Here is a 13,438-nt window from a genome sequence, read left to right on the forward strand (position 1 = left end):
ACAACTTATTATATTTGTAAAAATAAACCTGAAACTATGTTGAATAAAATATTTTTGACCTTAGATAAATTAATAAATAAAGCTAAAAAGAATGAAGCTTTAAAGCTTTTCAAACAAAATTCTAAATCTAGAATTTCAAATGATTTTAAATTGGGAATTAATAATTTTTATGACATTTCTTCATCAGCTCATATCAACATAGAAGAAAATGTAACTATTAATGAATCAAATTATTTGACAATTAAGAAAGATGCCAAGTTTTCAATAGGTAAGAATACATATATCACAAGAGCTACGATTTCGTGTTTAGGAGAAATAGCAATTGGAGAAAATTGTATTTTAGGAGAAGGAATGAAATTGTTTGATCATAATCATCAATATACAAAAGAGCCATTTTCTGTTTCTAAAACAGATTTTAATATTGGTTTTATTAAAATGGGTAATAATGTTTGGACTGGAGCTAATGTTGTAATCTTAAAAGATGTTACGATTGGCGACAATGTAATCATCGGAGCAGGTTGCGTCATTCATAAAGATGTTCCATCAAATTCTATTATTGTGAATAAACAAGAACAATTAATAAAAAAAATATAATATGATACCAGTAACCAAACCTTTCTTACCACCACAAGAAGAATATCAACAATTATTAGATGGTATTTGGAAACGTCAGTGGCTAACTAATATGGGGCCATTAGCTAGTCAATTGGAAATGGAATTAAAGGATTATTTAAAAATAAATCATCTTTTGTTTGTTACAAATGGGACAGTAGCATTACAAATGGCTATTAAGGCTCTGGATCTTAAAGGAGAAATTATAACAACACCATTCTCTTTTGTTGCAACAACTTCTACAATTGTTTGGGAAGGTTGTGAGCCTATATTTGTAGATATTGATAAGGATACATTATGTATTGATCCTAAAAAAATAGAAGAAGCAATAACGGATAAAACTCAAGCGATTTTGGCAACACATGTTTACGGAAATCCTTGTGATGTTTATGCAATAGAAGCAATAGCGAAAAAACATAATTTGAAAGTTATCTATGATGGTGCACATGCTTTTGGAGTAGAAATTAATGGCAAATCTATATTTGAGTTTGGAGATATTACAACATGTTCTTTGCATGCTACTAAATTATATCATAGTATAGAAGGAGGGTTAATTGTAACAAAAGATTCAGATTTATTAGCGAAGTTAGCTAAAGTTAGAAATTTTGGAATTTCAGATTTTGATACTTTTTCTGACTTGGGAATAAATGGTAAAAATTCGGAATTTCATGCAGCTATGGGAATAATTAATCTTAATTATATAGAAGCAATCTTGGAAAAGAGAGAACAAATTGCAAAAAGATATGATATCAAGCTGAATGGTTTTAAATGCTTTAGACCAAAGTGGAATGATGGTTCTCAGAATAACAATTCGTATTATCCGATTATTATAGAAAATGAGGAGTTATTGTTAAAATGTAAAAAAGTTTTGCAATCGAATGAGATAGCAACAAGAAGATATTTTTATCCAAGCTTAGCATCTGCATTACCATATTTGGAATCAAAAGAAATGCCAATAACAGAGGATATTGCAAATCGAGTTTTATGCCTGCCAATGTTTTATGATTTGACTTTAGAAGAAGTAGATCACATTTGTAGAATAATGTTAAGAACACAGAATAACTAAGATTTTTGACGTTAGTTAAAATAAAAAAGTTTAAATGAATTATCCAAAAGTAAGCATCGTTACAATAACATATGGTCATGAAAATTATATAATTGAGACTTTAAAAGGAGTATTGAAACAACAATATAATGGTGAAATTGAATTTATTATATCAAATGATGCTTCACCTGATAAAACTAATGAAGTCTTACAAGATTATTTATCTGAAAATCATATTCCTGAAAATATTAAAATAGATTATACTAATCATCAAAATAATTTAGGAATAATGCCTAATTCATTATGGGCTTTGAATAGAGCTTCTGGAGATTATGTTGCAATATGCGATGGAGATGATTATTGGACTGATGCTTTAAAAATTCAAAAACAAGTAGACTACTTGGAGATGAATAAAGAGTATATTTTGGTAGGGCATAATGTGCAAATATTTGATAATGAAACCAATATAGTTTTGAATGAAAGTTTTCCTTTTGTAGATCATAAAAAAACGATTTCTGAAGATTTTATTTTTAAAAAGAATTATATACCTACGCTTAGTATGATGTATAGGAATGTAAGTAAGATTCCAAATTGGATCTTAGATTGTAAAATTGGAGATTATCCTTTAATCCTATATTTTAGTCAATTTGGAAGAATTGGTTTTATTAATGATGTTATGGCTAGTTATAGAAGTAATTCTGGATATCATAGCTCTATATCAAAAATTAATCAAACAGAGATGTTAATATCAAGTTTGAGAATTGTAATGAGTAAAATACAATTGTCGAATAAAAGTAAGAATTTATTAAATTATCAATTGCTAAATTTAGAGATTAAGCAAAAAAAAAATAAACAAGCTTTTTTAACAATTATTCAATCAAAACTGAGTGTTTATTTAAAACTTAAGGTCTTATTTAATAAATTTCTATGACTACAATAATTATCAAATCCTTCAATCGACCTTATTATTTGGAGCGATGTTTAAGTTCAATTTATAGTTGTGTAAAAGGTAATTTTGAAATTAAAATTTTGGATGATGGTACACCTAAAAAATATTTAGAAGTTATTAAGTCTAAATTTCCAAATGTTAAAATTATTATTTCGAGTCAATACCAAAATAAGATAACAGCGATTGAAGAGAATATCACAAAAGGCGATAAAATTGATGGTTTCACAATTCCAACAGATTTATGGTTTAACGCAGTTAAATCTTCGTCAGACTATGTTTTGGTAACGGAAGATGATGTGTGGTTTACCAATCCTATCAACATTGATGAGGTTGTAAAGGAAATGAAATCTTTTTCTACTCCTTTGCTAAAATTAGGTTGGTTAGGTAACAATATTGAAAATGAATATTGTGAATTATCTGAAATTTCGAATAATATAACTTCTTTAAAACCTAAAAATTTGTTCACTTCGAACAAGTTTGTGATGGATTTGTTTATGTACAACAAATACAAATTTTTTACAATTTTATATAAATTAGGTTTGGTTGATAATAAAACTAAACTAAAATATTGGTCTTTAAACTCTATTTTAATGGGCCTATATCAAAAAAACTATTGGCTTTCGATTTGGGAAGATGCGAAGGGTAAAGTGGATGAAAAACAACAATTGAGAAATGCTGCTGCTTGGTATCACAAAAATAAGAAGGCAATTTTTGCAAGAACTAATGAAGAGGTTTTGAAAACGACTTTCAAATCATCTGCAACTGGCTCTTATCACGAATACGGAAATCATTTTGATGTTAATCGAATGAATTTTATTTTAAACGAAGCTTGGTTAAATAAAGAGTTTGACGCCATGCAAAATTATCCAAAAGATTTTTCTGATGATTATATCAAATCTTTTTTAGATAAAGAAAATCATCCTGATGCACAATATGATGAATGGTTTAAATGGGCTGAAAAGTTTCGTCAACAATACAGAAATTTAGGAGCGGAAGTGGAATGAAATTATGAAAAACAATAAATTATTTTTTCCTGCATTGACAGGTTATCGAGCAATTGCAGCTTGGATTATCTTTATTTATCACTTTTTTCCATTTAATAATCCAAATTTCCCTATTTTTTTAAAAAATATTATTGGAGAGTTTCATTTTGGTGTTGATTTATTTTTTGTGCTTAGTGGTTTTCTAATCACTTACAGATATTTTGATCAAGCAAAAATTGATTTTAAACAATACATGGTAAATAGATTTGCTCGGATTTATCCTATGTATTTTTTGATGACAATTTTAGTGTTTTTAGTTGGTTACATTAAATCTCCTGAGTGGAATATGGATAAAACAATTGAATTTGTTTTATCTATTACAATGCTAAAAGCTCTATTTACAAAGTATTTTTTAAGTGGAGTTCCCCAAGGATGGACTTTAACACTTGAAGAACTATTTTACTTCACAGCACCTTTTTACTTTATATTGATCAAGAAGTCTAAGAAATGGTTAATTATAATTCCAATTGTAATTTTACTTTTTGGAATGGGGATAAAAAGTTTGTTCAATACAGAAAATAATATATGGGGCTTTTTACAGTCTAATATTTATGTATTTATTTTTGAGTTTTTCTCCGGGATTGTTTTAGCAATTCTAATAAAATCAAAACCGATTAAATTTAAAATAAATTGGGTAACTTATTTTGGGTTATTAATGTTAATTCTGTATGTATCTTGCTTACAATTTCTAAAACCATATTTTAATTTTAAAGCCGATATAATAAGAAGTATTGAATTGATTGGATTATCATTATTTGGCATAGTACCTTTGTTATGGGGATTGATTAATGAACAAACTATAATCCAGAAATTTTTATCGTCAAGATATATGGTCCTTTTAGGGAAAAGTTCTTATATATTTTATTTAATTCATAAAGGTTTTATACCAATTTTCATAAATGATTATTTGACTTCAAATAAATTGTTATTATTCATTTTATTAAATATTATTTCTATATTAATGTACATTTATTTAGAAGAACCTATTAATAATTTTATTCGAAAGAAGTACAATACCATAAAAAAACCTCAACGTAGTTGAGGTTTTTTTCTATAAAGATTAATCTTATTCCTGAATTAAAAGTCGGAATCCTTCACCGTGAATATTCACGATTTCTACTGCTGGATCTTTCTTCAAATACTTACGTAATTTCGCAATATATACGTCCATAGAACGTGATGTAAAGTAATTATCATCGTGCCAAATACGTGTTAAGGCAATCTCACGAGGCATTAAATCATTTTTGTAAACTGCCAATAAACGTAATAATTCGTTTTCTTTTGGCGAAAGTTTTTGTGATTTACCATCGTAAATTAATTGTCTCAATTTTGCATTGAACGTAAACTTACCAATTTTGAAATCTTCTTGTTCAAACTTTTCTTCTTCACCAGAATTACGTTGTAAAACAGCTTTTATTTTGTACAATAAAACTTCCGAATCAAATGGTTTTAAGACATAATCGTCTGCTCCAATTTTGTAACCATTCAAAACATCCTCGCGCATGTTTTTCGCTGTTAAAAATATAATTGGTTGTTCACTTTTTAGTTCTTTGATCTCTTTTCCTAATGTAAAACCATCTTTTTTAGGCATCATTACATCAAGGATGCATAGATCATAATCACTTTCTTTAAATTTGGCAAGACCGTCCTCACCATCGATTGCGTGCGTTACGTCAAAATCGTTTATAACCAAATAATCCTTTAATACACTTCCGAAGCTTGGATCATCTTCTACTAAAAGTAATCGTTGTTTATCACTCATTGATCTATGATTTTAGAGGAATTTTAATGAAAAAAGTACTTCCTTTTCCTGCTGAACTTTCTGCCCAAACTTGTCCACCGTGAAGCTGAACGATTTTTTTGACATAAGCCAACCCAAGTCCATGACCTTTTACATTGTGTATATTTCCCGTTTCTTCTCTATAAAATTGTTCAAATATTTTTTTCAGAACGTTTTGCGACATACCCATTCCTTTATCAGAAATTTCAATTAAAAAATTGTTGTCTTTGTTGTATGTTTTTACTCTAATCTCCGGTGTGTTTGGAGAGTATTTTCGAGCATTATCCAATACATTAATAACGATATTCTCTAAATGGAACGGATCTCCTTTTACAAATGATTGTTCTGCATTGTATTCTTCAAATATTGTACCATTTCTTTCTTCTACAATAAATCTTATCGGCTCAACACTTTTTTGTACAATGCCATTCAAATTTACTTCCTGAAAATTCATATCCATTTGATTGCGATCAAGCTTCGACATTCGTAAGACCATCTCAACGTGAGCATTCATACGTTTGTTTTCTTGTTTGATCAAATCGGCATAATATTTCACCTTTTCGGGATCAGTAAATATCTTTTCATTACGCAATGCATCAGACGCAATATTAATGGTTGCAATAGGCGTTTTGAATTCGTGCGTCATATTATTGATGAAATCTGTCTTGATTTCCGAACTTTTGCGTTGCAATTGCATGTAATAAATTGACAAGGAGAAAACCGTAATGATAATCATGGTTAAGATAAATGTCAATGAAATAACTGGAACAGTTGGTGCAACAATGGCTAAATTTCTGTTAACAAAATTCGCTGCCAGATAATATTCGATATGATCCTTTCTATCCAAAAATAGTGGAACCATAAACTCGATTTTATTGCGATCGAAATCTTTTGATTTGACATTTGTTTCTGTCGAATCTTTTTTCAAAACTGCCAAAATTGGCATTGCTTGATGAATTCCTCTGTTACGTAATTCGTTTTTCAATATCGAATCTAACATCGCATAATTCACACGTTTGTCGATTGGCGTAGAACCAGCATCCCAACGCGCAGCACTTTCCAGCGTAAATGTTCCGTCTTGTAAAGCGTGCTCAAAATTCAAATTCAGATTTGGAATTCCTCTTGCAGAAGAATCTTTGTCTATTTTGAAAACGCGTTCTTGCGAATAAATATTCGCTTTCGTTAAGCTGTCATTGTATTTTCCAGATGACGGCAACATCGATTTTTCGACCACATAGCGCGTTACATAAGCGTACGTTACACCAAGCGAATCTTTGATGACTTGATTGGTTACAACTTGCGGTTTATCTTTATTTGATTTTAAATCAGATTGTATATTATTGAATTTCTTATAATAACGCTCTAATTCGTTTTTATTTATTTTCTCAGTTGTATAATTCATCGCTTGGTACACATTGTTGTTAAAACTGTCTGTACCATTCTGAATTGTCAAGTTTAGCCAATAGAATTGAATAATTATCAATCCTATAAGCGCAACACTCATGATAACGATTAAGATTTTATAAAATCCTTTTTTCATTTATTTTTTATTGAATGATTAAAAATAGTTTAATCTTTTCTAATTTCTATCTTTTTGTTAAAATTTGGACGATTAAATCATTTTTTTGATTTTGATAAACGTTTGTTCCACTTCATTTTTCAAGTGAGCTAAATCGCCATTATTATCAATAATAAAATCTGATTTAGCAATTCGTTCTTCGTCCGAAATCTGATTGTTTATTCTCGCACGAATTTCTTCTCGTGATAAACCATCTCTTTCTATAGTTCGTGCAATTCGCGTTTCTATATCGGCCACTACACTTATCACAACATCGCAATCTTTGTAACTACCACTTTCTATTAAAATGGCAGCTTCTTTCATTACAATATCCGATTTTTGAGCTTTTTTCCAATCCTCAAAATCTTGGAAAACTGCTGGATGAACAATTGAATTTAATAGCTTCAATTTTTCATTATTCTGAAAAACTTGTTTTGATATAAATGGTTTATTCAAACCATTTTCATTGTACGCTTCTTCACCAAAAGCTGCAATAATTTTAACTTTTACTTCAGAGTTTTCATTCTGAATCGTTTTCGCTCTTGTGTCAGAATTATATACCGGAATACCTAATTCTTCGAAGAATTTTGCTGCTGTACTTTTGCCAGAGCCTATTCCGCCAGTAATTCCTGCTACAAAAGGTTGGTTGTTTTTCATGGTTTGAAGTTAAAAAAATGCCGAAGAATAATTCCTTCGGCAATCAGTTAAATATATGTTAACCTTAAACTTAGTTTTTTTCTTCTACTGCTTTTTCCGATTTCTCAGCTTTGTCAGTCGTTTTTGAATAACGTGCAGCAGTTAATTCGCGAGAAATTGCAGCCTTTTCAAATTTAATTTTTCCAGCTCCAGTTTCGATGATAACAGCGTCGTCATAAATTTCGTTGATTTTTCCGTGAATTCCAGAAGTTGTTACAACTTGATCACCACGTTTGATATCCGTTTGAAATTGTTTTTCTTGTTTCGCTTTCTTTTGTTGAGGACGAATCATGAAAAAGTACATAATTACGAACATCCCTCCGAACATCAAAAGCATAGACATTCCTCCGCCTTGTGCACCAGCTTGTAAAAAGATTGTTTGAATCATTTTTATATTTTATCGATTTAATACTTATTGTCCAAATGCTTGTTGCGCATTTTGGTCATTTGCAGTAGCTCCAACAACGTTTGCAGAAATGTCAAATTTCTCGTGACCATTTGTTGTATTAGTTACTAAAGTTACTGTTTTTTGTTGCTTTCCGTTCATGTTTCCAGCTGTGTACACAACTTTGATAGAATCTGTAGCTCCTACTGCAATTGGAGTAGAAGGGAATTCAGGAACAGTACAACCACAAGTTGCAGACGCGTCGCGAATAACTAATGGAGATTTACCATCGTTTTTGAACTTGATATATGTTTCTACTTTATTGTTAGCTTTTACATCTCCAAAATCGTGATTTGCTTCTGCTAATGTTAAAACTGGAGCTGTAGCTGGATCTACAACATTTTCAGCTTGTTGAGCTGTTTCTTCAGCTGTAAAATTATCGCTAGCTTTTTTCTCTCCACAAGAGCTGATTGCGAATGATAATGCAAATGCACCTAATATAAATAATTTACTTTTCATTTTTATAATTATTTGTCTTAGTCAAAATTAAGAAAAAATAGTGATTATAATAAACCTCTACCGTATTTTGGTAAATTATTATTGTCTTTTAACTCTTTTAATGTTTTATCTAAGATTCCGTTAACAAAAACACGCGATTTTTCTGTCGAATAACTCTTCGCTAATTCCACATATTCGTTGATTGTAACTTTTGCAGGAATATTTGAGAAATATAAAAATTCTGTCAAAGCCATTTCTAAAATAATCAAATCGATTGTCGCAATACGATCTAATTCCCAGTTTTGAGCTTTTTCATCAATAATTTTTCTTGTTTCTGCTTGGTAACGAATAGTTTTACGGAATAATTCTTCAGTAAATTTTTTGTCATCTAAATCTTTGTAAACTTTGAACAAAGAAATCAACGGAGAACTATTTTGACGGAACGATTTTATCGTTGTATGTAACATCGCATTTGCAATATGTACATCGTCTGCCCATGTAATTTGAATTCCCTCTAAGTAATCGTGCAAATCTTCATATTCAGCAATAAATTCTACGAAAAAGTTCAAGATAAATTCTTTGTCTTCCTCAAAAGAATGTTTGTCGCTGCTCATATACGTTTTATACAATTCGCTTTCTGTCAAATTTTTAAAGATATTGTTTGGATAAGAATCATAAATATCCCAAAGTAAAAATTTGTTGTCAGTAGAATAACGAGTTAATTCAAGATTTTGTTCAATAATTTTGAATACTTTATTCTGAACAAATTTTAAATTTGGATTTAAATCTTCTTGGGTTGGAAAGTTTTTTGATTTTGCAAGTTCAATTTTATGCTCTGCAATGTCCTTTTGAACTTTAATCAAATTTAGGAGATAAATGTACAAATCGTAGATTTGATCGATACTTTTCATCATATTTTTCTCGACCGCTCTTTCTTCGCCTTCAGTTCCTAAACTATTGTAAGCATAGATATTCTGCATTACTTTTTCGCGTAGTTGTCTTCTTCCCAACATAATTTCAATGATATAACGTCTAATAAATTGATGCAAAGGTAAAAAAAAGAATGTAATTTTGTTTTGTGAAATCATTACAAAAGTTAAATAAATTTTTATGGAAGTATAAATGGAGAATATTTTTGGGCTTCATTTTTACGATTTGTGCCAATTGGGTACAGGTTTATTCCGTTACATATATTAGAGAAGCAATCAATACAGTTGAAGAATTGCTACGAAATTTTAAGAAGGAAGGAACAGATAATCTCGATCTTTTGAAAGATGGTTTGATGTATGCCAGTTTGGCTTTTTTCTTTTTTAAAGTTTTGGGAGGAGTTTTGACGGTTGGTACACGACAAATGATTATTGTGGCATCGCGTTATATTGAGTTCGATTTGAAAAATGTGATTTACGATAAATATCAAAAATTATCGTTGTCCTTTTATAAAAAACACAAAACGGGCGATTTGATGAATCGGATTACAGAAGATGTCGGATTGGTGCGTATGTACCTTGGACCTGGAATTATGTATCCGATTGATTTGGTATCGCGAGTTGTGATCATTGCGTATTTTATGTTGCAAATTGATAAACAATTAACGCTTTATACATTGGCTCCTTTGCCTATTTTATCATTGTTAATCTATAATGTTGCACGAAATATTAACAAAAAAAGTAAGCGCGTACAAGAACAACAATCTACGATTTCGTCGTCTGTACAAGATACTTTTGCTGGAATTCGCGTGATAAAATCATTCAATTCAGAAGAATTTATAAAATCTAAATACGAAGTAGAAGCAGACGAATATCAGAAACGTGCGCTTAATTTAGCTCAAATTCAAGCAGCTTTTGGTCCTTTGATGGTTGTTGTAGTTGGAGTGAGTAATTTGGTGATTTTGTATTTGGGAGGAGTAAAATATATAGAAGGAACAATGGATATTGGTTCTATTGCTCAATTTTTCCTTTACCTAAATATGTTAATTTGGCCATTTACTTCTTTGGGTTGGATTACGATGGTTGTGCAGCGTGCAGAAGCGTCAATGTCTCGTATCAACGAATTTTTGAATGCTGAAACTGATGTAAAAGAAAAACAATTAGTGAATCATGAAGTAGAAGGTACAATCGAATTTAAGAATGTGACGTATATCTACGAAAACACTGGAATTAAGGCGTTGGATAATGTTTCATTCAAAATTAATAAAGGTGAAACTTTAGCGATTCTTGGAAAAACTGGTTCAGGAAAATCGACAATTGCTTTGTTGGTTGCGCGTTCGTTGGAACCAACTTCTGGTGAAATTTTGATTGATGGTAAAAATATTCATGATATTAATGTAGAATCTATTCGAGAAGAAATTGGTTATGTTCCGCAAGAAGCTTTCCTTTTCTCGGATTCGCTAACCAATAATATTTTGTTTGGTTCTGACGATACAGATGAGCAAACGGCTGAAATTTTTGCGAAGAAAGCGGTTGTTCATGATAACATTGATCGATTTAAAGAACGTTACGAAACAGTTGTTGGTGAACGTGGTGTGACACTTTCTGGAGGTCAAAAACAACGTGTTTCTATTGCTCGTGCATTGGTAAATGATCCTCAAATATTAATCTTTGATGATAGTTTGTCAGCTGTAGATACAGAAACTGAAGAACAAATCTTAAATAATTTATCTTCTGAGATTAATGGGAAAACAACCATCATTATTACGCATCGTGTGTCTTCTGCAAAGCGCGCTGATCAGATTTTGGTTTTAGAAGATGGTCATGTTTTAGAAAATGGTTCTAACAGCGAATTATTAAATAAGCATGGTTATTATTATGAATTGTACAATAAACAACTGCTAGATTAAGTTTATTTATAGATATTTAATAAAATAATAGAAAATAATTGTTTAAAATGTTGTTGTTTTCTTAATTTTTTTTAGATTTGTTAGGAAACATTTAACAATTAAACTCTATTTAGACTTATGAATGATTTTGAAAACCAAGAAAAGGTGGATGCAGAAGGAGTCTTTTCAAAGGTATTAAGGGCTGGAAGAAGAACTTATTTCTTCGATGTTCGCGAAACAAGAGCAGGTGATTATTACTTGACTATTACAGAAAGTAAAAAAAATACGCAGGACGATGGAAATGTGTATTACAAAAAACATAAAATCTACTTGTACAAAGAAGATTTTGAAAGTTTCAAAGATATGTTAGACGAAACGACCGATTTTGTTTTTGCACAAAAAGGACAAGAGGTAATTTCGGAAAGACATCAAAAAGATTTTGATCCAAAAAATAAAGTTGTGAGTAAAGAAGAAACGCAAGTTGAATCTTTTACCAATATCGATTTTGACGATATATAGACTTTACTAAATATGCGTAAAAAGAAACCTCCGCTCAAATTATTGAGCGGAGGTTTTTATTTTGAGTTTTATAGAATTGAAATGTTTAGAGATTCATTCTAATGCCAGAATGACATTGTTTCGAAATTAATTGATAAACAAAAAGCTAGTTTTAATTGTCATGTTGAGTGATTTTCGATTCGTTAGAATAAGAAAATCGTATCGAAACATCTTGAAAGAGAATTTGTATTATCTAAAAATCTATATAATCAGAAATATTAACTTTTTTGAGTTGTTTTTTCTTGATACGTTTATATTTTCTATATTTTTTATCTCTCGAAATTCTATTAATTATAACCATTGAACCTCTATATGAATAACCATAAAAAGGAATCGATTTTTCAAATTGATTTTTAAGTAAATGGTAGTCAATTATTTTCTCTACTTCATTAAAAAAGTAATTCAAAGAAATAGATTCTTCAAATCTTTTTTGCGCACTTGGTGTCCAATACTTTTTAAAAGAATAAGAATTCCCTTTTTTCTCTTCAAGAATATATATAATGCCATCAACTCCTTGCGTCCATTTTTCAATGTATGTATCACTAGGAATCTTAGAAATAGTTAGGCTGTCTTTTAAGTTGAGTATCTTCTCTGTTTGAGAAGAATTAAGTTGAAATGATTTCGAATAAATTTCAGGTGTTCTAAATCCTTCAAAATATTCATATACTATTAATGTGATTTTGCCAATGTTATTAGAAATTTCGAGATTATAATCAAGATTACTTATTTTAAAATAATCATTTTTAGAATTTGGTTCAGAGTGGTTGATTCTTTTCGTAATATCGATTTCTCTTTTGAACCAAAATGATGTATCACTATCTTGTGTTAGCTTAACTTCTGAAAATATTGCGTTTTGGCTAAACAAGTTTATAGATGTTGTAAAAAAGATTAATAATATATATTTCATAAAGTGATTTACATAAAATTATGAACAATGTTTTATTTTGTTATTGTAGATTGATATTTAAGGTCAAAAATTCTTGTGAAAATTCCTATTTTATTAAGTAAAATATCAGCTTCAATTTTTAATTTTTTCCACTCATCATGAGTATCTATATATTCCCAATCCCAAATTTCATTTGGAATTTTATCAACTTTCTCCTTAAACTGCAGTAAATCATTTCTGAAAGATTCATCTATTAGATTATTATAAAAAACTGTTTCAAATAAAACTGGAATAAAAGCATAATCCAATTCTTCATATAGTTCAGTTAACGGATCAAGTAATATAGGAGCCAATGCATCTAATTTATTTGTATCATAAGTGAACAATATAATCGAGTTTATTAAATTAGTGTAATAAAAATCAACATGCTTATCATAATATTTCAATTCTTTATTAGTAAAGTTTGATCGAACAGAATTATTATCTACTTTCCTTTTTTTATTAAATAAATTAAATATTTTCATGTAGTTGATTTTTATAAAGATAAGGTTGTTTATATAAATGTCAAGCTTATGCAGAGTTTATTTCAGCTTTGCATCTTGTGAGATTCTGA

The 13,438-nt window shown here is 29.6% G+C and carries 15 protein-coding genes; 7 read left to right on the forward strand and 8 right to left on the reverse strand.

Annotated elements, in window-relative coordinates:
• Positions 1 to 36 precede the first annotated feature (36 nt).
• The 5 genes from N5D90_RS05505 to N5D90_RS05525 are packed head-to-tail and all read left to right on the forward strand — an operon-like array spanning position 37 to position 4,691.
• On the forward strand, positions 37 to 594 hold the full coding sequence (locus N5D90_RS05505; protein ID WP_280061839.1) for an acyltransferase: 558 nt from the start codon (positions 37 to 39) through the stop codon (positions 592 to 594).
• A 1-nt stretch (position 595) separates the two neighbouring features.
• Positions 596 to 1,678, forward strand: a complete 1,083-nt coding sequence (locus N5D90_RS05510) for a DegT/DnrJ/EryC1/StrS family aminotransferase (protein ID WP_280061840.1) — start codon at positions 596 to 598, stop codon at positions 1,676 to 1,678.
• Between the two features lie 34 nt (positions 1,679 to 1,712).
• A complete protein-coding gene (locus N5D90_RS05515) occupies positions 1,713 to 2,588 on the forward strand; it encodes a glycosyltransferase (protein ID WP_280061841.1) in 876 nt (291 codons plus the stop codon).
• Positions 2,585 to 3,610, forward strand: coding sequence for a glycosyltransferase (locus N5D90_RS05520; RefSeq protein ID WP_280061842.1), 1,026 nt, complete (start codon positions 2,585 to 2,587; stop codon positions 3,608 to 3,610). Before N5D90_RS05515 ends, N5D90_RS05520 begins: the two co-directional genes overlap by 4 nt.
• Before the next feature lie 4 nt (positions 3,611 to 3,614).
• A complete protein-coding gene (locus tag N5D90_RS05525; RefSeq protein WP_280061843.1) occupies positions 3,615 to 4,691 on the forward strand; it encodes an acyltransferase in 1,077 nt (358 codons plus the stop codon).
• 24 nt (positions 4,692 to 4,715) lie between these two features.
• On the opposite strand, the gene N5D90_RS05530 is transcribed toward N5D90_RS05525, so the two are convergent.
• The 6 genes from N5D90_RS05530 to nusB all read right to left on the reverse strand — a co-directional run bounded on the left by N5D90_RS05530 (position 4,716) and on the right by nusB (position 9,654).
• Positions 4,716 to 5,411 (reverse strand): response regulator transcription factor, encoded by a 696-nt coding sequence (locus N5D90_RS05530; protein ID WP_019974263.1) that lies wholly within the window; start codon positions 5,409 to 5,411, stop codon positions 4,716 to 4,718.
• Positions 5,412 to 5,415: 4 nt separating this feature from the next.
• Positions 5,416 to 6,969: a sensor histidine kinase KdpD gene (locus N5D90_RS05535; protein ID WP_038331121.1), complete on the reverse strand. Its 1,554-nt coding sequence runs from the start codon at positions 6,967 to 6,969 to the stop codon at positions 5,416 to 5,418.
• 72 nt (positions 6,970 to 7,041) lie between these two features.
• Positions 7,042 to 7,644, reverse strand: a complete 603-nt coding sequence (gene coaE, locus N5D90_RS05540; protein WP_280061844.1) for a dephospho-CoA kinase — start codon at positions 7,642 to 7,644, stop codon at positions 7,042 to 7,044.
• Positions 7,645 to 7,714: 70 nt separating this feature from the next.
• A complete protein-coding gene (yajC, locus tag N5D90_RS05545; RefSeq protein WP_125350678.1) occupies positions 7,715 to 8,071 on the reverse strand; it encodes a preprotein translocase subunit YajC in 357 nt (118 codons plus the stop codon).
• Positions 8,072 to 8,095: 24 nt separating this feature from the next.
• On the reverse strand, positions 8,096 to 8,587 hold the full coding sequence (locus tag N5D90_RS05550) for a DUF1573 domain-containing protein (RefSeq protein WP_114998927.1): 492 nt from the start codon (positions 8,585 to 8,587) through the stop codon (positions 8,096 to 8,098).
• Positions 8,588 to 8,631: 44 nt separating this feature from the next.
• Positions 8,632 to 9,654, reverse strand: coding sequence for a transcription antitermination factor NusB (nusB, locus tag N5D90_RS05555; RefSeq protein WP_280061845.1), 1,023 nt, complete (start codon positions 9,652 to 9,654; stop codon positions 8,632 to 8,634).
• On the opposite strand from nusB, the gene N5D90_RS05560 reads away from it, so the two are divergent.
• Together N5D90_RS05560 and N5D90_RS05565 are read left to right on the forward strand one after the other, a co-directional pair.
• Positions 9,645 to 11,402, forward strand: a complete 1,758-nt coding sequence (locus N5D90_RS05560; protein WP_280061846.1) for an ABC transporter ATP-binding protein — start codon at positions 9,645 to 9,647, stop codon at positions 11,400 to 11,402. The two genes, nusB and N5D90_RS05560, sit on opposite strands and share 10 nt — an antisense overlap.
• Before the next feature lie 117 nt (positions 11,403 to 11,519).
• Complete coding sequence (locus tag N5D90_RS05565; protein WP_114998930.1) at positions 11,520 to 11,900, forward strand: PUR family DNA/RNA-binding protein; 381 nt, start codon at positions 11,520 to 11,522, stop codon at positions 11,898 to 11,900.
• 232 nt (positions 11,901 to 12,132) lie between these two features.
• Here N5D90_RS05565 and N5D90_RS05570 read toward each other — a convergent pair whose 3' ends face one another.
• Both N5D90_RS05570 and N5D90_RS05575 read right to left on the reverse strand, forming a co-directional pair.
• A complete protein-coding gene (locus N5D90_RS05570; protein WP_280061847.1) occupies positions 12,133 to 12,846 on the reverse strand; it encodes a hypothetical protein in 714 nt (237 codons plus the stop codon).
• Between the two features lie 32 nt (positions 12,847 to 12,878).
• On the reverse strand, positions 12,879 to 13,349 hold the full coding sequence (locus N5D90_RS05575) for a hypothetical protein (RefSeq protein WP_280061848.1): 471 nt from the start codon (positions 13,347 to 13,349) through the stop codon (positions 12,879 to 12,881).
• Positions 13,350 to 13,438 lie beyond the last annotated feature (89 nt).

The sequence above is a fragment of the Empedobacter sp. GD03797 genome (genome assembly GCF_029842105.1).
In the GTDB taxonomy this organism is placed as follows: domain Bacteria; phylum Bacteroidota; class Bacteroidia; order Flavobacteriales; family Weeksellaceae; genus Empedobacter; species Empedobacter falsenii_C.

Excerpts from the sequence above, each read along its gene's own strand:
- N5D90_RS05515 (WP_280061841.1), top strand. The coding sequence starts at position 1,713 with ATGAATTATCCAAAAGTAAGCATCGTTACAATAACATATGGTCATGAA.
- N5D90_RS05535 (WP_038331121.1), bottom strand. The coding sequence starts at position 6,969 with ATGAAAAAAGGATTTTATAAAATCTTAATCGTTATCATGAGTGTTGCG.
- N5D90_RS05505 (WP_280061839.1), top strand. The coding sequence starts at position 37 with ATGTTGAATAAAATATTTTTGACCTTAGATAAATTAATAAATAAAGCT.
- N5D90_RS05520 (WP_280061842.1), top strand. The coding sequence starts at position 2,585 with ATGACTACAATAATTATCAAATCCTTCAATCGACCTTATTATTTGGAG.
- N5D90_RS05525 (WP_280061843.1), top strand. The coding sequence starts at position 3,615 with ATGAAAAACAATAAATTATTTTTTCCTGCATTGACAGGTTATCGAGCA.
- N5D90_RS05510 (WP_280061840.1), top strand. The coding sequence starts at position 596 with ATGATACCAGTAACCAAACCTTTCTTACCACCACAAGAAGAATATCAA.
- N5D90_RS05565 (WP_114998930.1), top strand. The coding sequence starts at position 11,520 with ATGAATGATTTTGAAAACCAAGAAAAGGTGGATGCAGAAGGAGTCTTT.
- N5D90_RS05575 (WP_280061848.1), bottom strand. The coding sequence starts at position 13,349 with ATGAAAATATTTAATTTATTTAATAAAAAAAGGAAAGTAGATAATAAT.
- coaE (WP_280061844.1), bottom strand. The coding sequence starts at position 7,644 with ATGAAAAACAACCAACCTTTTGTAGCAGGAATTACTGGCGGAATAGGC.
- N5D90_RS05530 (WP_019974263.1), bottom strand. The coding sequence starts at position 5,411 with ATGAGTGATAAACAACGATTACTTTTAGTAGAAGATGATCCAAGCTTC.
- nusB (WP_280061845.1), bottom strand. The coding sequence starts at position 9,654 with ATGATTTCACAAAACAAAATTACATTCTTTTTTTTACCTTTGCATCAA.
- N5D90_RS05570 (WP_280061847.1), bottom strand. The coding sequence starts at position 12,846 with ATGAAATATATATTATTAATCTTTTTTACAACATCTATAAACTTGTTT.
- yajC (WP_125350678.1), bottom strand. The coding sequence starts at position 8,071 with ATGATTCAAACAATCTTTTTACAAGCTGGTGCACAAGGCGGAGGAATG.
- N5D90_RS05550 (WP_114998927.1), bottom strand. The coding sequence starts at position 8,587 with ATGAAAAGTAAATTATTTATATTAGGTGCATTTGCATTATCATTCGCA.